This is a genomic window from Mucilaginibacter terrenus, from assembly GCF_003432065.1.
Lineage (GTDB): Bacteria > Bacteroidota > Bacteroidia > Sphingobacteriales > Sphingobacteriaceae > Mucilaginibacter > Mucilaginibacter terrenus.
The window spans coordinates 1,110,779-1,133,045 of sequence record NZ_QWDE01000001.1; the positions used below are offsets into that span (position 1 = coordinate 1,110,779).

The 22,267-nt window shown below is 43.5% G+C and carries 19 protein-coding genes; 9 read left to right on the forward strand and 10 right to left on the reverse strand.

All coding sequences use genetic code 11. The annotated features are described in order from the left end of the window. Positions 1-225: 225 nt before the first annotated feature. Positions 226-1,866: a chloride channel protein gene (locus DYU05_RS04900; RefSeq protein ID WP_165851998.1), complete on the reverse strand. Its 1,641-nt coding sequence runs from the start codon at positions 1,864-1,866 to the stop codon at positions 226-228. Between the two features lie 207 nt (positions 1,867-2,073). On the opposite strand from DYU05_RS04900, the gene DYU05_RS04905 reads away from it, so the two are divergent. Continuing rightward, complete coding sequence (locus DYU05_RS04905) at positions 2,074-3,255, forward strand: AIR synthase related protein (RefSeq protein WP_117381850.1); 1,182 nt, start codon at positions 2,074-2,076, stop codon at positions 3,253-3,255. A 32-nt stretch (positions 3,256-3,287) separates the two neighbouring features. Next, entirely contained in the window at positions 3,288-3,977 is a 690-nt protein-coding gene (locus DYU05_RS04910) for a sterol desaturase family protein (protein WP_235853949.1), read from the forward strand. Here DYU05_RS04910 and DYU05_RS04915 read toward each other — a convergent pair. Both DYU05_RS04915 and DYU05_RS04920 read right to left on the reverse strand, forming a co-directional pair. Then, on the reverse strand, positions 3,974-4,363 hold the full coding sequence (locus DYU05_RS04915) for a hypothetical protein (RefSeq protein WP_117381852.1): 390 nt from the start codon (positions 4,361-4,363) through the stop codon (positions 3,974-3,976). The two genes, DYU05_RS04910 and DYU05_RS04915, sit on opposite strands and share 4 nt — an antisense overlap. Before the next feature lie 78 nt (positions 4,364-4,441). Then, positions 4,442-7,723, reverse strand: coding sequence for a TonB-dependent receptor (locus DYU05_RS04920; protein WP_117381853.1), 3,282 nt, complete (start codon positions 7,721-7,723; stop codon positions 4,442-4,444). 317 nt (positions 7,724-8,040) lie between these two features. On the opposite strand from DYU05_RS04920, the gene lpdA reads away from it, so the two are divergent. The 3 genes from lpdA (at position 8,041) to DYU05_RS04935 (ending at position 12,086) form a co-directional block, all read left to right on the forward strand. Beyond that, positions 8,041-9,429 carry a dihydrolipoyl dehydrogenase gene (lpdA, locus tag DYU05_RS04925; protein WP_117381854.1) on the forward strand — a complete coding sequence of 463 codons (1,389 nt, stop codon included), beginning with the start codon at positions 8,041-8,043 and terminating at the stop codon, positions 9,427-9,429. A gap of 120 nt (positions 9,430-9,549) precedes the next feature. Then, the gene (locus tag DYU05_RS04930) at positions 9,550-11,106 is read left to right on the forward strand and encodes an FAD-dependent oxidoreductase (RefSeq protein WP_117381855.1); all 1,557 of its coding nucleotides are present in this window, start codon (positions 9,550-9,552) and stop codon (positions 11,104-11,106) included. Positions 11,107-11,135: 29 nt separating this feature from the next. Beyond that, positions 11,136-12,086 carry an MBL fold metallo-hydrolase gene (locus tag DYU05_RS04935; RefSeq protein WP_117381856.1) on the forward strand — a complete coding sequence of 317 codons (951 nt, stop codon included), beginning with the start codon at positions 11,136-11,138 and terminating at the stop codon, positions 12,084-12,086. 45 nt (positions 12,087-12,131) lie between these two features. On the opposite strand, the gene DYU05_RS04940 is transcribed toward DYU05_RS04935, so the two are convergent. After that, complete coding sequence (locus DYU05_RS04940) at positions 12,132-13,763, reverse strand: carboxylesterase/lipase family protein (protein WP_117381857.1); 1,632 nt, start codon at positions 13,761-13,763, stop codon at positions 12,132-12,134. A gap of 103 nt (positions 13,764-13,866) precedes the next feature. Here DYU05_RS04940 and DYU05_RS04945 point away from each other — a divergent pair, with 103 nt between their 5' ends. The 3 genes from DYU05_RS04945 (at position 13,867) to DYU05_RS04955 (ending at position 15,396) form a co-directional block, all read left to right on the forward strand. Then, complete coding sequence (locus DYU05_RS04945; RefSeq protein WP_117381858.1) at positions 13,867-14,598, forward strand: NUDIX hydrolase; 732 nt, start codon at positions 13,867-13,869, stop codon at positions 14,596-14,598. A gap of 17 nt (positions 14,599-14,615) precedes the next feature. Next, positions 14,616-14,894, forward strand: a complete 279-nt coding sequence (locus tag DYU05_RS04950; RefSeq protein ID WP_117381859.1) for a SelT/SelW/SelH family protein — start codon at positions 14,616-14,618, stop codon at positions 14,892-14,894. Between the two features lie 67 nt (positions 14,895-14,961). Continuing rightward, complete coding sequence (locus DYU05_RS04955; RefSeq protein WP_117381860.1) at positions 14,962-15,396, forward strand: RrF2 family transcriptional regulator; 435 nt, start codon at positions 14,962-14,964, stop codon at positions 15,394-15,396. 36 nt (positions 15,397-15,432) lie between these two features. Here DYU05_RS04955 and DYU05_RS04960 read toward each other — a convergent pair whose 3' ends face one another. The 3 genes from DYU05_RS04960 to DYU05_RS04970 form a co-directional block, all read right to left on the reverse strand. Further along, the gene (locus tag DYU05_RS04960) at positions 15,433-16,848 is read right to left on the reverse strand and encodes a tetratricopeptide repeat protein (protein ID WP_133300163.1); all 1,416 of its coding nucleotides are present in this window, start codon (positions 16,846-16,848) and stop codon (positions 15,433-15,435) included. A gap of 223 nt (positions 16,849-17,071) precedes the next feature. Then, on the reverse strand, positions 17,072-17,392 hold the full coding sequence (locus DYU05_RS04965; RefSeq protein WP_117381862.1) for a hypothetical protein: 321 nt from the start codon (positions 17,390-17,392) through the stop codon (positions 17,072-17,074). Between the two features lie 16 nt (positions 17,393-17,408). Then, entirely contained in the window at positions 17,409-18,128 is a 720-nt protein-coding gene (locus tag DYU05_RS04970) for an RluA family pseudouridine synthase (RefSeq protein ID WP_117381863.1), read from the reverse strand. 144 nt (positions 18,129-18,272) lie between these two features. On the opposite strand from DYU05_RS04970, the gene DYU05_RS04975 reads away from it, so the two are divergent. Beyond that, positions 18,273-18,782: a hypothetical protein gene (locus tag DYU05_RS04975; protein WP_117381864.1), complete on the forward strand. Its 510-nt coding sequence runs from the start codon at positions 18,273-18,275 to the stop codon at positions 18,780-18,782. A gap of 57 nt (positions 18,783-18,839) precedes the next feature. Here the strand turns inward: DYU05_RS04975 and DYU05_RS04980 are convergent, their stop codons facing one another. The 3 genes from DYU05_RS04980 to gatB all read right to left on the reverse strand — a co-directional run bounded on the left by DYU05_RS04980 (position 18,840) and on the right by gatB (position 22,225). Beyond that, positions 18,840-19,529, reverse strand: a complete 690-nt coding sequence (locus DYU05_RS04980) for a response regulator transcription factor (protein WP_117381865.1) — start codon at positions 19,527-19,529, stop codon at positions 18,840-18,842. A gap of 106 nt (positions 19,530-19,635) precedes the next feature. Further along, positions 19,636-20,751: a TlpA disulfide reductase family protein gene (locus tag DYU05_RS04985; RefSeq protein ID WP_117381866.1), complete on the reverse strand. Its 1,116-nt coding sequence runs from the start codon at positions 20,749-20,751 to the stop codon at positions 19,636-19,638. Between the two features lie 4 nt (positions 20,752-20,755). Then, on the reverse strand, positions 20,756-22,225 hold the full coding sequence (gene gatB, locus DYU05_RS04990; RefSeq protein WP_117381867.1) for an Asp-tRNA(Asn)/Glu-tRNA(Gln) amidotransferase subunit GatB: 1,470 nt from the start codon (positions 22,223-22,225) through the stop codon (positions 20,756-20,758). Between the last annotated feature and the right edge of the window lie 42 nt (positions 22,226-22,267).

Genomic DNA, 22,267 nt, shown 5'->3' on the forward strand with positions numbered 1-22,267 from the left:
GCTTACACAATGGGTGTAATAACCTGTATAAACCGCAGAATTATAGCGTTTTAAATACTTATTTTTCTTCAGCAACCTTTAAAAACCGCAGTGAAAAAACAAGTAAAAACAAAGTAATTTTGGAAGTGATTGTTTTATTACAGGTAAAAACAGGCTTAATGATCTGTTAATTAAAAGAGCGGCTGTCTGGTAGAAAGCCGCTCTTTCTTGTTAATGCCTTTAGAGTTAATTGTTCGCGAACAAATCTGTCTGGTGTTGCTGACTTACGATGATGTCCCGGTATTTTGCCAGCAGGGCAGATTTGGAGACAAACCCGATCAATCTATTTTCTTCAACTACCGGCAATTGCCATACATCAAATTTGTCAAAAAGCTCCATTACCGTACTTATATTATCGGTAACCAGTATAGTGGCAGGGGGCGACACCATTATATCGGCCACAGTTTCGTCTTCGAGGTTAGGAGAGAAAATGTGCTTACGTATTTCGTCCATCCATATAACACCTTCCAAAGCTCCTGAACCATCCAAAATAGGAAAGATGTTTGCGTTTGTATTGGCCAGTAATTGATGAAGTTCAGATATAGGTGTATATCGTGTAACGGCTGTAAAACTCCGGTTGATAATATTCTCGAGGCTTATTGCATTAAGCATACTGTAGTCCTGCCCCGGGTGTATATTATTCTCATGTACCAGGTGGTGCCAGTACATATTATGCGGATTAGTAAGCCGCGATATGATGTATGACATAGCCGAAACAATCATCAGCGGGATAAACAACACATATCCGCCCGTTATCTCTGCTATCAGGAATATAGCCGTTAATGGTGCGTGCAGTACTCCGCTGAGTGCGCCCGCCATACCCACAGCTATAAAGTTACTTGCGCTCAGATGAATTAACCCTGTTTGGTTAACACCAAAAGCCACAAACAGCCCAAGGAAAGCACCTGTAAACATGGTGGGGGCAAAAGTACCACCATTGCCGCCCGAGCCGATGGTAATACCTGCCGCTACAATTTTCATAAGCACCAAAGCAGCAATAAAAAGCAGCATCAGCAAAGGCTCAGAAAGCCATTCGCCAAAAAAGGTTTCTTCTTTCAGGGCTTCCAGGTTCCCGTTGAGTATTGCCTGCAGGTAGTGGTACCCTTCGCCAAAAAGTGTGGGAAATACAATGAGGATAAGACCAAGTATTAACCCACCGGATATTGCCCGTATATAACGGTTTTGTTTTAAAAAGATGCCATTCTCTAGTTTTCCGGCAATGTTGGCAATATAAACAGATACCCAGCCGCTTAAAAGGCCAAGTACAACATAAAAGGGCAGTGCACTTATTACCCAACCCTCAGTTACCAGGTGAAATAGTTGCCCTGAATACAGCACTTTGGAAACCACCACTCCTGTGGCAGAAGCGATAAGCAAAGGGATAAATGTTGGTATGGTTATCTCCCCTATCAGTATCTCTAATGAGAAAAGCACACCGGCTATAGGGCTGTTAAATACTGCCGCTATACCTGCCGAGGCACCTGAGGCAATCAGCACCGTCTTCTCGTAGGGTGTTAGTTTAAAAAGCTGGCCCAGCCTTGATCCTATTGCCGCACCTGTGCAAACGATAGGGGCCTCTAGTCCTGACGATCCGCCAAAGCCCACCGTTAACGAACTGGTAACCAAATGTGAGTATATATTGTTGAACCTGATGTTACTTCGGTTTTTCTTGATATTGATAAGAATATTACCAATCCCCTTTTGCATTTTGTCGCGGTTAACAATGTGCTGCCACGATACTGTAAGCAGTATACCGAACGCTGGTAAAAAAACGTATATAATATGGTAAGGCAGATGCGACGAGATGCTGCGGCTCAGATCTTCCATAAAACGTACTAAAAACTTTAAAGTCACAGCCGCAAGACCACCAAGCAGGCCGGCGACGACACTACAATACATTAAAAAGTTGCGCTGAGCTGTGCGGTTTAACCGCCATCGTTTGAGTTTGAAAACTAAAGATCGTAACATAGTTGGATGAGTGCGGCAAATTAACAAAATTACCGCCTAAAAAGGTATTTAGCAGTATATTTGCCCATGACTTCTCCGCAAAGATATGATCAACGGGGTGTATCTGCATCAAAAGATGATGTACACAACGCCATTAAAAATATCGACAAGGGAATATTCCCTAAGGCTTTCTGCAAAATTGTACCCGATATATTAACTAACGACCCGGAATACTGCAATATTATGCATGCCGATGGTGCGGGTACAAAATCATCACTTGCATATACCTACTGGAAAGAAACCGGAGACATATCAGTTTGGCGTGGGATTGCGCAGGACGCTATTATCATGAACCTGGACGACCTGCTTTGCGTAGGCGCTATCGACAATATCCTGGTATCATCAACCATAGGTCGTAACAAGAACCTTATACCGGGTGAGGTAATAGCCGCTATAATTAACGGTACCGAAGAGATACTTGCTGAACTGCGTGATGCAGGAATAGGCATCTATTCCACCGGCGGTGAAACTGCCGACGTGGGCGACCTAGTGCGAACCATTATCGTCGACTCTACCGTAACTTGCCGTATGAAGCGTGAGGACGTAATATCTAATCACAACATTCAACCCGGCGACGTGATAGTAGGGTTGGCTTCTTACGGGCAAGCTATTTACGAAACGGAATATAATGGCGGTATGGGTTCTAACGGCCTTACTTCTGCCCGTCATGATGTTTTTAATAAATCTATTGCCGACAAATTCCCGGAAAGCTTTGATCCGGCGGTGCCTTACGATCTTGTTTTTTCCGGAAGTAAAAAACTTACTGACCAAATAGAAATTGGCGGTGGCAAAACCATCACGGCGGGCAAACTTGTACTGTCGCCTACCCGCACTTACGCGCCTGTGATAAAACAAATTCTGGATGATTACCGTAGCCAGATACATGGAATGGTACATTGCAGCGGCGGCGCGCAGACCAAGGTGCTGCACTTTATTGATAACCTCCACGTAGTAAAAGATAACCTCTTCCCTATCCCACCATTGTTTAAGTTGATACAGGAAGAATCGGGCACTTCATGGCAGGAGATGTATAAGGTGTTTAATATGGGCCACCGTATGGAATTATACGTTCCAGAAGCAATAGCTGCAAACCTTATCAGCATCAGCGAGAGCTTCGGCATACCCGCACAAATAGTTGGCCGTGTTGAAGCCGCTGACAACAAAAAGGTAACGGTAACATCTGAGTTTGGCGTTTTTGAGTACGAGTAATCATTAGCCAAAAAGATAGTGTTATGCACCACATGCTGGAATTTCTAGCTACACTATCTGAAACCCGATTGTGGCTGATATTTCTTGCAGAAAACCTTACGGTAACAGCTATAGCGCTTTTTGCCGGTTGGCTTACGCTTAAGCTTTGCATAAAGTCCGCCGCCTGGCCAAGCCGGGCAGAGTTTGGCATTTGTATAATAACTAACCTGGTTAATACTATAATTACGTACCTGGGCTTCCGCCTGTGGGACTACGGTTTTATTATTTTTAGGTTTGACTTCTCATGGACGATCCTGCCACACTTTCTGCTGCTATTTATAGGTATGGATTTCCTGATGTATGTTTTCCATTACTTCATCCATCACTCGGTGTTCTATAAACCAATCCACAGGTTTCATCATCAATACGAGCATCCCACACCTATAGACCTGTTTGTGCTGCACCCGCTGGAGACGGTTAGTTTTGGTGCGCTTTGGCTTATCCTGCTTATTGTTTATTCCTTTAACATTTACGCGGTAGCCGTTTATCTCACCGTAAACGTAGCCTTTGGCATCGCCGGACATTTGGGAACAGAGCCGCTGCCGGCTAAGTACAGAAGCAATGCGCTGTTAAAATTCATTGGCACTTCGTCGTTCCATCACGATCATCATGCCGACATAAATTACAACTTCGGCTTTTATACTTCTATTTGGGATAGGCTGTTCGGCACTTTTAAACCTTAATCATTATCAGCTGAAGTATTCGCCAGCCTTAAGTAAGTACTTACCGCCAGAAAGTAAGCTACCCCATAAGGCAGCAGCCATGAATATAGCCTGGGTTCAACTGAATAAATCACATAGGCATTCCAAAAGTAAACCGGCAAGAATACCAGCGGGAAAATGATAAGGTAGTATTTATACTTGCCTGAGTCTTTTATGAACAACAGGGAGATGAGGAGCAAATGTGCTAAAACCAGCAATACTATTTTTATAATGTCTGTTGTAGCCCTCCCGGGTGTGCCAATAAAAGAAATTGAGGTTACCTCAAGCGCAAGCGTGTGGTAAGGCATACCCAGCAAAAAACTAAATGCGATAATCAGGAACAGGTAAATACGAAACCGCTTTCTCATACCGCAAAGCTATTAAACTATCTAAAACAAAAAACCCGGACATTGCTGTCCGGGTTTCGCTTTTGTATAAAGTTCGGTTTAGTTGAACAAGTAACGTAAACCGATTTGTGCCTGCCAGCGTGAAGACTGTGACACACCATTACCAAATGAGTTGGTAAGCGGGATCAGGTTGTTGTTATCCAGTAACGGGAAAGAGTAAGTTGGTTTACCGGTAGCGGCGTCAACACCTTTGAAAGAAAGGATGCCGGTACGGTTAACAAACTTAAAGTTACCCCAGTTCCTGTAAAGGAAATTACCGAAGTTGATGATGTTGAACTCAAAACGCAGGGTGTTTTTAACTTTACCGGTTGTTTGGTAAAGGTCCTGAGTAAAGTTCAGGTTAACCAGGTGGTAATAAGGTAATACCAAACCATTACGCTCAGCATATTTACCACGACGCTTGCTCAGGTAAGGATCCTGGTTAATGTAAGCGTTTAGCTGGCCCCATATCTGGGCAGTAGAACGAGGGTCGGTGAAAGAACTGCTATTATCTTTTACCAGGATGATGTCATTAGCATCTTTTGGTACGTAAAGCAGGTCATTGCTGGTTTGTCCGTCACCGTTAACGTCGCCGCTGTAGGTGTAAGAAGCAGAACCTGCGTTAGCAGCTTCGTAAGTTAAACCAATTGAAGTTGCCAAATGGCCAATATACTCTTTGCGGTAAGATATAGCACCGATGATACGGTTTGGCTGACGGAAGTTGGTGTACTGTGCAATGTCAGCGTTAGGATCGTTAGTAACCGGGCGGTCTCTCCAGGTTGACTGAGCGATAGAACCACCGTCGTTAACCGAACGTGCATCCTGGTATGTATAAGCCAGGCTCACATACAGGTTTTTGAAAGTACGCTGTAACTGGCCTGTGATGCTGTAAGTGTAACCTTTGCTGGTGTTTTTAGTAACAATAGCATCAGTAATGTTAGGGTTAGCAGCAGTGTTACCACCCTGAGCAGCTGGAATAGAAGGGTAAACTGAAGTGCTGCTGTAACGGAAACGTGGATCAGGACCAGCAAGTGTTGTACCGGTTGTAGGCAAGGCAACGTTAACAAAGTAAGAAGCATTGATGTCCTTGCTGTAGATACCTTCTAAGGTACCAATTACACCAAACGGTAATTTCTGGTCAACCGCTACGTTAGCACGGAAGTTTGACGGGAACTTAAAGTTCTTATCGTTAACTACCAGGTTGTAAGATGTATTTGCAGCAGCTGTCTTTGGCCTGTTTGCATTAACATCAGGGTTGAAAATCAGGCGAGGGTCAGTAGCTAATACGCCACCAGTTCCCGGTACAAGGCTATATGAACCAAACTGCACACCGTTGTTGCTGGCCTGGTTAGATATGTACACGTAAGGAACCGGGCCCTGGAATATACCTAAACCACCACGTACCTGAGTGCTGTTGTCGCCGTTAACATCCCAGTTGAAACCAACACGTGGAGATATCTGCACGCTTGACTTTGGATACTGGTTGGTAAGCACCTGGTAACCGCCCTGGAATTTAGTTAAAGCAGCAGCGTTTGAGTTGAACTCGCTGGTAGTGTTAAATACAGGGATATCTGCACGTACACCGTAAGTTAACTTAAAGTTATCGGTTACCTGGAATTTATCCTGTACATAGAAACCGATTGTGTAAGATTTAATGTTAGCAAACGGAAACTCACCGCCTGGCAGTGCAGAGTAACGGAAATCGTAACGTTTAGCCAAAGGCAAGCCGTTATTAGCAGAATCATAAAAATCCTGAAGGCTTGCAAAACGGTAACCACCATTGTAGTTAGGTGCAAAACCGTTTTTAAACTTGTTTAACTCAAAGCTTGCGCCAATGTTAAACTCGTGCTTACCGGCAAAGTAAGTAAAGTTATCAGACGCCTGGTAAGTATCAGTGTTCAGCAAGTTGTTTGCAGTGAACGGCTCGTAACCAAAAGAGGTTAAGGTGTTAGTGCCTGATGGAGTCAAGATATCCACCAACGGGAATGAACCACCGCCTGGTGACTCACGGAAGTCGCGCAATGCCTGGTAACCAACAATCAGCTTATTAGCAAATTTGTCGCTGATGCGGGTGTTCAACTCCATTATACCAATGTTAAAGTTGTTATTGATGGTATAGTAAGAAGAGAAGAAAGGCAAAGTTTGTGAACCTGCGCTACGGCTACCCTGTGCACCGGAGTTGCTTGGAGGCACATCACGGAACGATTTCAGGTAAAAATACTTAAATGATAAAGTATTGTTCTTGTTGATGTTCCAGTCCAGTTTAGCAGTAATCTTGTCAGACTGTGTACGTAACTGGTAGTTTTCGAAAGCACCAGCGTCGTAACCGTATTTAGTTTGAAGGAAATCGTGCAGTTTGGTCAGGTCGTCATAAGAAGCTTGTGAAATACTGCCACCTGCTGACTGACCAGAACGTAAAGCGGTGAAAGATGTAGCGGGGTCGCTGATTCTTTCCTGCTCGCCAGATACAAACAAGAATAATTTATTCTTAATGATGGGGCCGCCTAAGCTGATACCGCGTTGGTTGTAATCAACGCTTGGTTTAAGTACATCAGCAGTTCCGGCATGTAAGCCAACTAAACCTGCAGAACGTTTGTAGTAGTAAACGCTACCTCTGAATTCGTTTGTACCAGATTTGGTAACGGTGTTGATACCTGTACCTGCAAAACGACCCTGGGTAACGTCAAATGGAGAAACTGCAACCTGGATCTGCTCGATAGCGTCGAGAGATATAGGCTGGGAGTTTGCCTGGCCACCTAAAGTGCTTGACAGACCGAAAGAGTTGTTAAACAAAGCACCGTCAACGGTTAAGTTGTTACCGTTACCGTTACGACCACCAAAGCTGGTACCATTCGCAGATGGAGTTAACTTGGTGTAATCATAAATAGAACGGCTGATGGTTGGCAAACGGTCGATCTGTGTACGGGTGATAATTTCCTGTGAACCTGTACGTGAGTTGTTGATAACCTTGTTTTGTGTGCTGGTTACAACAACCTCACCCAACTGAGTGCTGGTCGGCATTAATTTAGAGTCGATCTTGAACTCCTGGCCTAACGTAAGGTTGATGTCACGCTGTGTTTGGGTGTTAAAGCCGATAAAAGAAAACGTAACGGTGTAAGGGCCGCCTACACGTAAGTTAGGCAAGTTGTAACGGCCATCCACACGTGATACGGTGGCGTAGTTGGTTCCGGTTGGGGTGTGCAGCGCCGTAATAGTAACGCCCGGCAGCGGCAAACCCTTCTCGTCAACTACAACCCCTGACATGCTACTGGTTGTGGTTTGTGCAAATGCAGCAACCGCAGCAAACAGGGAGAAGATAAATAGAAGTAAATGCTTCCTCATACTCTGTTTTTTAGTTTAAACGTTAAGTGATTAAAATTTGGCACAAATATAGGTATTCGGCTGATGGGCAATGTTAAGTTAGTGTTAACAATAATTATATATTTATCAACATTTTACAGCTTATTTAGGCAATAATGAAATGTTGATGAAATTTAACTATAATATTTACATTAAACTTGAGTTGATACAACTTGCGGTTGTTGCTTTGTTATTAAGGCCTTGTTTATCATTTAACCTTCCTAAAAACAAGGGCACTTTTCAATTCTCCGCTTTTTACTTAGCTTTGGCTTTCCTAATCATAAAAATAAATCAAGTATATGGACTACGATCTGATTGTTATAGGTTCGGGCCCGGGTGGCTACGTTGCAGCTATACGTGCATCGCAACTGGGTTTAAAAACCGCTATCGTTGAGAAAGAATCACTGGGCGGGATATGCCTAAACTGGGGCTGTATACCTACCAAAGCGTTGCTTAAAAGCGCGCAGGTATTTGAATACCTTAACCACGCTGCCGATTATGGCATTACCACGCAGGGCGGCGAAGTAAACTTTGAAGCAGTTATCAAACGGAGCCGCGGCGTTGCTGATGGTATGAGCAAAGGCGTGCAGTTCCTGATGAAAAAGAATAAGATAGACGTTTTAATGGGTCACGGCTTGCTTAAGAGTAAAGGCACCGTAACCGTTAAAATGAATGACGGCACAGCTAAAGATTTTACAGCTAAGCACATTATATTAGCTACGGGTGGCCGCTCACGCGAATTACCTAACCTTAAACAGGATGGTAAGAAAGTAATTGGTTACCGCCAGGCTATGGTGTTGCCTCAGCAGCCAAAGTCAATGGTAGTAGTGGGTTCAGGTGCTATAGGTATAGAGTTCGCATACTTCTACAACGCTTTAGGAACCAAAGTTACTGTTGTAGAGTACCTTGATAACATTGTTCCACTGGAGGATGAAGAGGTATCAAAAGGTTTATTACGCAGCCTTAAAAAACAGGGCATTAACATCATGACAGGTTCTACTGTTGAATCTGTCGATACCAACGGGGAAGGCTGCCGTGTAAATGTAAAAACAGCCAGCGGCAACGTTGTGCTGGAAGCTGATATTGTACTGTCCGCTATTGGCATTTCTACCAACCTTGAAGGTATCGGCCTTGAAGAAAATGGCGTAAAAACCGACAAAGGAAAAGTATTGGTTGACGATTTCTACAAAACTAATGTTGAAGGCGTTTATGCAATTGGCGACATTGTAAAAGGGCAGGCGCTTGCACACGTTGCATCTGCCGAAGGTATCATTTGCGTTGAGAAAATAGCCGGCCACAACCCTGAGCCTCTAGACTACAATAACATACCGGGCTGTACCTACTGCTCGCCTGAAGTTGCATCTGTAGGTTACACCGAAAAAGCTGCAAAAGAAGCAGGCTACGACATTAAAGTAGGTAAGTTTCCTTTCTCAGCATCTGGTAAGGCTAGCGCTGCGGGTGCAAAGGATGGCTTTGTTAAAGTGATATTTGACGCTAAATACGGCGAGTTTCTTGGCGCGCACATGCTGGGCTATAATGTTACCGAGATGATAGCCGAAGTGGTGACCGCCCGTAAACTGGAAGCTACCGGCCATGAGATCATCAAGTCTGTACATCCTCATCCGACCATGAGTGAAGCGGTGATGGAAGCCGCCGCTGATGCTTACGGCGAAGTGATACATTTATAATATTAAGAAAATATTGTAACGCCTGGTTACAGGATGGCATCACATTTGTTTTAAACATGATGCCTTTAAACAAAGGCCGCTGCTATAAACGCAGCGGCTTTTTTATTTACCTGAAAAACCATGGAAAACTCGACCGCTACAGAACGCAAGCAAATATTACGTGACAGCAAAACCCGCAGCATTTGGCAAAAAGGGCCTTTTTCTTTGGAAAATAAGTCAGGAGCCTTTAATAGAGATGTTATATATGATGCCTTGATTGTTGGCGGAGGGATAACCGGTATCACTACTGCCCTACTGTTGCAAAAACAAGGCAAACAGTGCATCATTGCCGAAGCCTACACACTTGGCTTTGGTACCACAGGCGGTACAAGTGCACACCTTAATACCTTTTTTGACACTACCTACCCCGAAGTAGAACAGGACTTTGGCGAAGACAGCGCAAAGTTGCTGGCTGAATGCGGCAAAGAATCATTTGGCCTTATTGAGCAACTGGTAAAAGAATACAACATAGACTGCGACCTGGCTTATAAAGACGGTTACGTGTATGCCGAAACAGACGAGGAGGTAAAGGTGCTGGATGAGATACTTGAAGCAACAAAGCGCGCCGGGATTGCTGCCGAAGAGGCGAATATCAATGGTGTTTCAGTTCCGTTTAAAAAATCAATCGTTTTAAAAAATCAGGGACAGTTCCATCCCATTAAGTACATTTTTGCGCTCGCCGAACAATTTGTAGCTGCCGGTGGGATCATTCTCGAAAATACATTCATTCGTGAAACCAGCTACCAGGACAATACACATATAGCTAAAGCAGATGATGTAAGTATTAAAAGCCGCGACCTGGTATATGCCACGCACCTGCCACCAGGTTTAAACCTGATGGACTTTTACTGCGCCCCTTACCGCAGTTATGTTATGGGTTTCAGGCTTACCGATGAATCAGCCTACCCTGATGCACTATCTTATGACAGCAAGGAGCCATACCACTACTTTCGTACACACGTTGTTGACGGAAAGAAATACCTGCTGGTAGGCGGCGAAGATCATAAAACTGGGCACGATAGTCCGGAAGAATCTTTCCAGCGCCTAGAAGACTATGTACGCTTGTACTATAACGTTTCTGAAGTAAGCTTTAAATGGTCGGCGCAATATTACACATCGTCTGATGGATTGCCGTTCATAGGTCATTTACCCGGTGGATACAACAACCTTTACGTAGCTACGGGCTATAATGGAAACGGCATGATGTTCGGCACTATTTCCGGCAAAATCCTTAACGATATAATCCTTGGTAAAGAAAACAAGTACACTTCACTATATAACCCGGCCAGGGTAAAACCTGTGGCGGGCTTTACTGAATTTGTTAAAGAGAATGCTGATGTGGCTTATCGCTTCATTGCAGACCGTTTGTCAGCTGACACGATTGATTCTTTCAAAGAGCTAAAGGCTGATACCGGCACAATAGTAAAATACGAGGGAGAAAAACTTGCTGTTTATAAAGATGCTGAAGGGAAAGTAACATGTCTAAATCCGGTTTGTACACATGCTAAATGTATAGTGGCGTTTAACGACGCAGAAAAAAGCTGGGATTGCCCATGTCACGGCGGCCGCTTTGATTTAGACGGAAAAGTTTTAACAGGCCCGCCGCGTGCAGATCTCGAAAAAATAAACATTCATTAATTAAGCGTAGAAAAGTGAAAGGAGAAATAATGAAGAATGTATTAGCGGCAGATGGCCCAAAAACCGACCACTTTGAGGTAGCAAAAGGTGTTTGGGGATTGAAGACAGTTTTTGTAAACCTGTATATGATCGCCATAAACAAAAACGATTGGGTATTGGTAGATGCCGGCCTTAAAGGATCAGCAGATAAGATACTTACTATGGCTAACGAGCTTTTTGGTAACAACCCACCCAAAGCTATTATTCTAACTCATGGACATTTCGATCATGTAGGGAATATAGAAACGTTGCTTAAGAACTGGGATGTACCTGTATTTGTACATCCGTTAGAACTTCCATATGTTACAGGAGGGTCGGCCTATCCACCTCCGGATCCTACATCAGGTGGTGGACTAATGAGCTTGCTTTCTGTAACCTATCCGTACAAATCAATAAACCTGGGCAACAGGGTGCACCAGCTAGACTCAGGAGAGCACTTGCCATTCTTAACCGACTGGAAGTATATACACACTCCCGGGCATGCTCCTGGGCATATTTCGTTATTCCGAGAGAAAGACAGGTTATTAATAAGTGGCGACGCTTTTGTAAGCACCAGGCAGGAGTCTGCGTTTGCAGTAGCTACACAAAAGAAAGTTATTTCGGGTCCGCCAAGGTATTTCACTTACAACTGGCCTGCAGCAAAAAAAACAGTGTTGAAATTACGCGAGTTAGCACCTGCTATTGCCGCAACCGGGCACGGTAAACCTATGTATGGTGAAGAGTTAATAAAGGGTCTGGACGAACTGATAGATAACTTTGACGCAGACGCAGTACCATCTAACGGAAGATACGTACATAAGCCTGCAAAAGCTAACAGGAAAGGCGTACAGTATGTACCTGAAAAATCAATAAACCAGCTTCTTGTTGCATCAATCTTACTTGTATCAGGTTCGGTGGCGTTTATAGTGGCCAGGAAATTAATTAAGAATTCACTATTGTAAAGAAAAGTCCGCTGAGTTAATCAGCGGACTTTTCTATGAGTACTGTTATTTGGTATACTCTTTATCTAAAAATACGTACCTGCCCCTTAACTGAGGAGTTTCCTTTTCCAGGACGGTTTTCACATCAAGGTTAATGAAATGCACCGGGCTACCTTTAGTGTTTGCAACCCATTTAGGAACGCCGCTACCGTTAGGGTTACCAGTTTTTACAAAGTTGGCAAAGTAGGTTTCCATAGTGTTTGATACCTTGTAGTCTGCTGCTGACCACTGGTAACTTTCGTTAGTTGCCAGGTTACCCATGGCATATTCTATCTCGAAAGCATGTGGCGCACCAGCATACGGCTCTGGGCCTTTTGGCGGCGTAGGCTTTGCTGGGTCGCTTTTGTTCATGCCACCTGCTAAACCCGGCGTTGCGCCCGCCATCTTAGCAGTCATAGGCGGTTTAACTTTCGAGAATATATAACGATAAACCGGTTGGCCGCTTGTTTGTGCGTGAACATCCGTCCATTTCCAGGTGCTATAAACTATAAACCTATCGCTAGCCAGTTCAGTTGCAGATTTAATAACCTCAGCCTCTGTAGTACCAGGATATAACTTAGCCACTTCATCAGCTTTTTCGCCGTAAAACGTTTTCAACTGTTTCATGTAGTTTTCAGGCGTTGGCGCGTTTCCGTACATAAAAGCCTGGAAAGGTATTTCGGCCGAGTTCCAGCCTACTAATAAAGGAACATGTGCCTGCTCCCCTGCCGAAAATGTCTCTATAGGTTTTTTTATGAAAAAATAACCATCTACAATAAAACTTATAGATGGGTTACCTGGCTTAGACGCCAGTTCTAATAGTTGATCTGCCGGAAGCGCGCGTAAAGCGGTTAATGTTGTGGCACCTATTTTTTCTGCAAATTTTACCCCATTGCTTTCGCCGGTACTTAGTGGGGCTGGTGCTAACGGGCCCAGCATGGCACCGCTTTCACCAATAGCGCCATTGATGAGATTCTTTGATAGTGGCGATACCATTTGCGCGGAAACAGACATAGAACCGGCAGATTCACCCGCAATAGTTACCCGCTTAGGGTCACCGCCAAATGCTTCGATATTAGCCTGAACCCACTTTAGCGCAGCGTTCTGATCCAACAATCCATAATTACCAGACGAATGATGCGGCGATTCTTTGCTCAGCTCCGGGTGCGACAAAAATCCGAATACTCCCAGGCGATAGTTTACAGTAAGTGATATAATGCCTCTCTTAGCCATGCTCTCGCCATCGTAGCGTGCTTCGGAACCGTCGCCGGCCACAAAGCCACCGCCGTAGAAATACACCAGCACCGGCATCTTTTCTTTAGTTTTTTTAGCAGGTACCCATACGTTGAGATACAGGCAATCTTCGCTCATACCCGGGGACCGGAAGCCCATATCTCCAAATACCTTTTTCTGCATTGCGTTGTAGCCAAACGCATCGCACTTGCGCACACCTGTCCAGTTGTTAACCGGTTGCGGATCTTTCCAGCGCAGTTCGCCAATTGGCGGCTGGGCGAACGGGATGCCCTTGTAGCTAACAACGCCCGATTTTTCGGTAACGCCTTCTACGGTGCCATTTACCGTTTTCACCTGCGTTGATGGCTGTGCAAAAACGCTTATGGCAGCAATTTGCAGCAGCACGATAATAGATAGTTTTTTCATGTGTTAGTTTGTAATTTGGTTACAACAATTATTATTGTATCATTGTGTTACAATAATAGCCTGTATAATTGGCTTTAACAAATAAATTCTTTGTCAATCATAAATGAGTTCGACCAAACCTAACGAGAGTGATCCTGCGGGTAAAGGGTTCATCCCGCATTTAGCTATAGACGCTGTCATATTTGGCTTTCATGACAACCAACTGAAGGTATTAATAATGCGCTATAGCAAAACCGGCCTAAATGCGCTGCCCGGAGGTTTTGTACGAGATAATGAAGATCTAAACCAGGCAGCCAAACGGGTTGCACAAGAACGTACTGGCCTGTCTGATATTTTTCTGGAGCAATTTTATGTGTTTGGCGATGTATCCCGGCATGACCCCTCCCCATTTATTACCTTTATGGAGGCCAATGAAACAACTACTAACGATCTAAAGAAACATTGGTTGTTACAGCGTTTTATCAGTGTGGGCTACTTTGCCCTGGTAGATTTCACAAAGGTAAGCCCAACACCCGACAAGATTTTTGACAGCTGCGAATGGTGTGACCTAACAGCACTGCCACCATTAATTCAGGATCACAACACCATAGTAGAGAAAGCCCTACAATCCCTAAGGGAAAAGCTGGACGATAAACTAATTGGCTTTAATCTTTTGCCGGAGGAATTTACTATGGCCGAATTACAGGCCCTATATGAAACCATCTTAAACAAAAAACTGCTGAGGCCTGCTTTCCAACGGAAAATGCTGGCACTGGGCAAATTGGAGCGTATAGCAAAAAAATTTAGCGGCGGCGCTCACAAAGCTCCCTACCTATACAAATTCAGAGGTAAATAGGTGTTAATATTGCAGCTATGAAGCCGACAATTACTATAGAATACTGCCCAAAGTGCAATTGGTTACTGCGCGCCGCTTACATGGCGCAGGAACTGCTAACTACCTTTAGCGATGAACTGCATGGTGTAACTTTACAACCAAGCGAAGTGGCAGGCAGGTATAGTATTAGCATAGAAGATAAGCTTATTTTTGACAGGAAAGAACAAGGCAGGTTTCCGGAAATAAAGGAGTTGAAACAGTTAGTAAGGGATATGATCAGCCCCGACAAAAGTTTGGGGCATTCTGATAAATCTTAATAATTGCGTATATTCAGCCTGTAGCTTAATGGATTTGTTTACGTAACTTTGTTGCTTATTTTTTTAGATGCTTTCCAAAAAAACGAAATATGCCATTAAGGCTCTGGTAGCTATGGGCAAGAACATGGATAAACCACCCATGCAGATATCAAAGATAGCTGAGCTGGAAAAAATACCTAAAAAGTTTCTTGAACAGATACTGCTGGACCTCCGCAACGCCGGGTATCTTTATAGTAAAAAAGGTGCGGGCGGTGGTTACAGCCTCAACAAAGACCCCAAAGACATTTACCTGGTAAACATACTCCGTATCACCGATGGACCTATCGCCATGGTACCTTGCGCAAGCCTTAACTTTTATCATCGCTGTGATGAGTGCCACCAGGAACACACCTGCGGTATACGCGACGTATTTGTAGAAGTGCGCGATGCTACACTTAAAATCCTTTCGGAAACCAGCGTAGCTGATATTATTCAGCGGGAAACAAGTTTAATAAACCTTTAATTAACTAAATATACGGGCTGGCTGTGAGTTGCAGTCTTACTCGTTTATCTTATCTGAGATATTCTTTATAGCCTCGTCCAGCCTTTTTGCTGAGCTCAGGAGATATTCCTCACATTGTTTATATTCTTCCTTATTGTTGTCGCTGTGCTGGATGATGTCCATTATGCCGAGTATATTGGTAAGGTGCTTACGCACTTCGTGGGAATTAATGAATGAGAGTTCGGCCTTTTTAGTCGCGTAGAGCAGGTTTTCGTAATGTCTCTTCTGTTTTACGTTGCGATAAATTAGCGCTACGGCAATCAGGCTTAGTGCAGCTATTATTACGATGAATATCAGCCACAGGCGCTCGCGCTCATATTCCTGTGTTTGCTGTATGTAAGAGTTTTCCGTTTCGTCTATCTTAATCTGAGATGAGATATTACCTACCTGGGTAAGCCGGGTGGTATTCTCCTGAGACTGTTGCAGCGCCAATTTAAAATTCTCAGCAGATGCTTTATAATCGCCTTTTTTACCAGAGATCCAGGCAAGTATTTCGTACAAGTGATATTTAATTTCCGGATGGTTGTTCTCGTTATCAGCGGTAATAAGCCTGTCTAATATTTTTTTTGATGAGTCCAGTTGTCCGCTGGCGTAGTAAGCATCGGCAAGGTGTTGATCCTCTAACTCGCTCGGAACATAGCTCTTGTTTTTCTTGAGATCCAGTATCTGCTTTATAGCTACGTCATACTCCTGTTTTAGCAGGTTCAGGTAATAAGCGGTACGTTCCCGGTAAGTATAAATCTTGTAGTTTTTATTACGTGGATCGTTAAGTTTTTTGTGATAAGCCCGCAACGAATCTATATTCTTCTGCCTGAAGAAATTTTCTGACTTATTGTAAAAAATTACACTTGAAAGTAAGCTTTTACTCGCCTCATCTTTACTGATGAGAGACCAGGCATTATCAAGGTAATTTAATGACTGGGCGTAAAAGCCCGTCTTGTAGTAAAGATCGGAAATGTTGATGTTGAGTGCAGCCTGGGCTCGATTGTCCTTAAACTTGTCTTTAATCTGTATAACTTCTTTGGTAGCCATACGGTAGTTGTAAATAGCACCAATAAAATTTCCCCTGTCTGTTTGTATGAACCCCAGGTGCGTAAGGAACTGATAAGCAAGGTAGTGCTCCTTATCTCGTTGCACCATCTGCGCCGCTGCTGTCATATAGCGTTCAGCTTCTTTCAGATATTTTTGCTTGTACAGGGCAATGCTCCTCATAAAAGCGCTGTAAGCCTCTTTATTTCTGGCGTTATACCTGCTAAAAACGTTATTGAAGGTATCCTGAACAGCACTCATTTTGTCAGGATGGGAAGCCTGAATGTAGTTTTTCACGAATACCAGTAATCTTTTTTGCCGGATGAAGTAATCTTTTTGCTCCAGTATGTCGGCAAGGGTATCCTGGTTTATTTTAAGTTGCACAGATTGTACAGCACTCTGCTTCAGACCATCAGCCTTACAAATGCACACAAAAAGAATCAAAAAATTTAAAGCAATTAGGAGCTTTCTGAGCATGCTGTATATTTTCCATAAATTTACATTTGCCTTTTATAAAAACAAATATAACTGCACATTGTTAATCAAATATTAAAATCCCCTTGACAGTACCGGATATTGTACATACCTTTATAAAAATTTTATTACATTAGACCCCAGCAATCATGAAAAAAATATTACCTTTTATCTTAGCAGCAGTTATCGCTATAGGCGTATACTCTTGCCAAAAGGACCAGGCTGTGAAAAAATCAGTATCTGGCCAATTAGAAAGAACTAAAAAAGATACTACTCCTCCGCCGTCTGCTTTACGGTTGAAAAAGGATACTACTCCTCCGCCTGCATCATTTACTACTGTAGCTAAGGATACTACTCCTCCGCCTGCTAAGTAAGGATAGCTTATAAAATATTCAGCCCCTGTGTTTACACAGGGGCTTTTTTTGTTTGCATCAAATAAGCTAAAGGCTTTCATCAACAAATGCTGTAAGTTAAGAATCAAACTTGTCAAGCAACTTTAGTAGCGTCTCGAAATCTTTAGGGTAAGGCGCATGAATAGTAATATCCTCTCCGTTCAGTAATTTAAAGGTAACCTCATAAGCATGAAGCGCAAAGCGTTTCATGATGGGCAGTTCTTCCTGATCTTTTCCTAACTGGTATTTGCGTTTTAGCTTAGAAAGATAAACCGGCAAGCCCTTATACATTTCGTCTCCCGCAATGGCAGCACGCTGCGACGCCAGGTGAATACGTATCTGGTGCATACGCCCGGTGACAGGGCGGCATTCTACCAATGTATAATGCTTAAAGTACTTTAACGACTGAAACCATGTCTCAGCCCTTTTACCCTCCTGCCGGCTTATGGTAACGTTTCCTTTACCTACGTTCAGGATGGGTAGATCTATAAACAGGTTATCAAACACGTGGGTGCCATCTATCACTGCATGGTAAACCTTTCTTACCTTGCGCTTTTCAAACTGCATGCTTACGTGGCGGTAAGCTTCGGGATTCTTAGCTATTATCAGCGCGCCTGAGGTCTCTTTATCCAACCGGTGGCATATCTGCGCGTCGTCACTATATTGTTTAGCTAAACGCAGCATATTTATCTCTCCGCCTTCACGCTCATCAAGCGAACTGATGAACGGTGGTTTATTAACCACAATGATGTCATCATCTTCAAATAAAATCAGGTCGGCAAATTTGGGTATCTTCATTATTTTAAACTAGCCTGCAAAAATAAGCTTTATTGTTTAAACGACGGCAATGTACATGGCTGGCTCCAGGTGATAAAACAATTGCAAATAGTTGATGTTAATTATTTGAATCACAGCAACTAACATCACCTAAAAACAAACATCATGAGCAAGAACAGTACACAGCCCGAAGAAAAAGGTTTTTTTGAGAAGATAAAGGAAACCATAGAGGAGTTTTGGGATGGCACAAAAGAAACTGCTGAAGACCTCACGGAAAAAGCCGGAGACAAGATAGAAGAGGTTGAGGAAACGGTATCTGCTAAAAAGCCTGCCGCAACCCGTAAAGTTTCTACTGTAAAACCAGCTGGGGCTAAACAGCCTGCCGCAAATGCAACAACTTCTAAAAAGAAAACCGCTGACGTTGAAGCTAAGGCAACAACCGCAACCAAAAAGGCTAAGTCACCAACAGCAGGTATAAAAGCTAAAGCTGACGAAAAAGCCACCACTGCAAAGGCGAAACCAGCTGGCGCGCAGGATAAAAAATCAGCTGATACTAAAACGGCACCCACGCCTAAAGCTGTAAAGGCAAATAAAACAACATCAGTAAAAAAGGCGATCGCGCCTAAGGCTGCTGCAAAACAAACCCGTGCTACAAAAAGTGCAGCTAAAGCATAACTTTCAACACAATTCTATCATAAGCAAAAAGGCCCGGAATGTTTCAGGGCCTTTTTGTTATTTCTCAAACTTGTAACCTACTCCTTTTACCGTAGCAACACAGTCGTCGCCCAGTTTTTCGCGCAGTTTACGTATGTGTACGTCTATAGTACGGTTGGTAACTACTACCGAATCTTCCCAAATGTTCTTGAGGATAACCTCGCGGGTGTATACTTTTCCTGGCTTAGAAGCCAGCAGGTATAATAATTCAAATTCCTTTTTAGCCAAAACAACCTTTACGCCATTTTTATAAACCAGGTAAGCCTCACGGTCAATAACCAGATCGCCTATTTCAAGCTTATTGTCTGTAACTTCTTCAGGCGGGGCATTGCGGCGTAATATGGCGTTGATACGGCTAACTAGGGCACGTGGCTTTATTGGCTTAGCTATATAATCATCGGCACCTACGTTAAAGCCGGCAATTTCACTGTACTCTTCGCTTCGTGCTGTCAGGAACACCATAAAGGTATTTTTAAACTCAGGCATAGTACGCATAATGCGGCATGCCTCAATGCCATCCATTTTAGGCATCATAATATCAAGCACAATAAGATCAGGAAGGGTCTTTTTAGCTTCAGCTACTGCCTCCTGTCCATTGCGGGCGCTGTAAACCTGATAACCTTCTTTTTTAAGGTTGTATTCTATCAGCTCTAAAATATCGGGCTCGTCATCTACGATCAGGATCTTTTGTTTTCCGGTAGTGCTCATGTAAGGTTAAATATTTGGCATAAATGTATAACCTTAATTCAAGCTAATGGTTAACACAATATTAACAAATTGTTAACTACCCTAAATGCTTAACGTTCAGTTTAGTTTACTTAAATGTTTTATTTAAAAAACTCTCCAGATCTGCTCCAAAAACATTCTTGGCTACTATAGTTCCTTGCGGATCTATTATGAAGTTTGACGGAATAGCTTCAATACGGTACAGACGCTCGGTTGCTCCTTCAAACCGCTGAAGATCAGAGACATGAGCCCAATTCAGCTTATCAGCATTTATTGCACCTTGCCAGGCAGATTTGCTCTCATCAAGGGAGATTCCAAGAATGTTAAAGCCTTTATCGTGAAATTTTTTATACTGTTTTAATACGTTAGGATTTTCCTGGCGGCATGGCAAGCACCAGGAAGCCCAAAAATCAATCATTACGTACTTTCCTTTATAGTCTGACAATTTAACTTGCTTGCCGTCAATTCCTGCAGTGCTGAACTCCGGTGCTTTATGCCCTATTGATATAGGTTTAATACCTTCCATCTGTTTACGGAACATCTGCACACCCGGGTTATCTTTAAAGTCGTCTTTTATCTCGTCTGCATAACTTACCAGCTGCTGCTCGTACTTTTGCTGATCCAGTGATGTAGCTGCGTAAAATCCCGCCAGGGAGTGTTTGTTCGCTTCAACAAATTTTAAAACTTCCTGGCTGTACTCTGCTATGTTCTTTTGAAACATCGGCATGTAAATAGCCAATAGCGAGTCCGACTCTCGGCCCAGTGCTTCGCTTTTAGCGGTGTACTCGTCAGATAGTTTGCTGTTTTTCTCACCGTAAACATTGGCAATCTTGTTAAACTCCTTTATCTTTTCAGAAGGATCAGACCCGGTGATCTCATAGCTATGCGTAACATCTGCAGCATCAGTAGTTATCTTTATATCATCTCCATTAGCAGCCACGACGTCAAATATAGTTCCATTGTAACGGAGCTTGAAAAGGTTGGCATAAGGCGTACTGTGCTTGAATGAGAATTTACCCTGATCATCAACCATGGTCGAATCCAAGGCGATAACTCCGGTAGTATCGGTACCCATCAACATGATCTTTTTATCTTTACCGGGATTGTTTATGGTTCCTGATATAGTAAAGCTGTTTTTATCGCTACAGGATACGGCAAAAAGAGCCGCTATTGATACGGTTAATATAAGGTTACGAAGCTTCATGTTACTATTTAGATTCTAGTTGCTTTATTAAAAGCTGATTGGTTTTCTTTGGGTCGATCTTGCCTTTGGATATCTTCATGATCTCGCCCATAAACAAGCCTAAAACGCCTTTCTTTCCTTTTTGGTATTCTATTACCTTATCTGGGAATTTCGCCAGGGCAGCGTTTATAAAATCATCCAGTTGGGACGAATCTTCACTTATGATCAGGTTGAGTTCTTTAGCAAGTTGTTCGGCGGTTTTATTGTTGCTTTTCAGCATTTCCGGGAATATCTTGTGCGCGGCTACAGAGTTGTTTACCTTGCCGGTATCTACCAGGTTTATCAACCCGGCAAGTGCTTCCGGTGTTAACGTAAGATCAGTAGTGGTTAGATTATGATCGTTAAGGTAGGACCTCACAGCGCCCATCATCCAGTTCGCTGCAGTTTTGTAGTTGCCGGTAAATTTTATTACCTCCTCAAAATACAACGCGAAAGTCTTTTCGGCTGCTATTACACCTGCATCGTATTCGGACAGGCCAAACTCAGTTGTATACTTATTGAACAGTTCCGCAGGTAAAGCAGGCATACTCTTGCGGATTTCGGCAAGAGTTTCGTCGGTAATTACCACAGGCAGCAGGTCGGGCTCTGGAAAGTAGCGGTAGTCGTTCGCCATTTCTTTGGAACGGAGTACCGATGTTTCGCCTGTATCTGCATTGAAATTAAGTGTGTTTTGATCTATGTGTCCGCCCGCTTCAATAATGGCGACCTGTCGCTCAAACTCATGGTCAATAGCGCGCTGTACATTACGTATAGAGTTGAGGTTTTTCACTTCACAACGATTGCCATATTCCGGAGCGCCTTTTAAACGCACCGAGATGTTGGCGTCGCAACGCATGCTGCCTTCTTCCATATTACCATCACATATCTCCAGGTAACGCAACAGCCGGCGCACCTCGGTCAGGAACTGGCCTGCTTCTTCGGCACTGCGCAAGTCGGGTTGAGAGACGATTTCTATCAGCGGCACCCCTGCCCTGTTCAGGTCTATAAATGAATACTCATCATGCTGGTCGTGCGCGCTTTTACCGGCGTCGTCCTCCATGTGGATGTGGTGTATAGCAATGTTTTTTATTGTACCGTCATGCAGTTTTACAGGCACAAAGCCGCCTAAACAAATAGGCTGCTGATCCTGCGTGGTTTGGAAGCCCTTTGGCAGATCGGCATAGAAGTAATTTTTACGGGCAAATGTATTATGCTGATTAATTGTACAATTGCAGGCTAATCCCATCTTAACAGCAAATTCTACCATACGCTTATTGATGCGCGGCAGGGTGCCCGGGTGCCCAAGTGATATAACACTAACGTGGCTATTGGGAGAACCGCCAAAAGCAGCCGGATCTGATGAGAAGGATTTACTTAACGTAGATAATTGTGCGTGTATCTCTAACCCTACAACCAGCTCGTATTTTTCGCTCACGGCGCTTGTTACAACTGTCATATTTTACAAATTGCCAGATGGACCGGCATTGATCTAACCTGT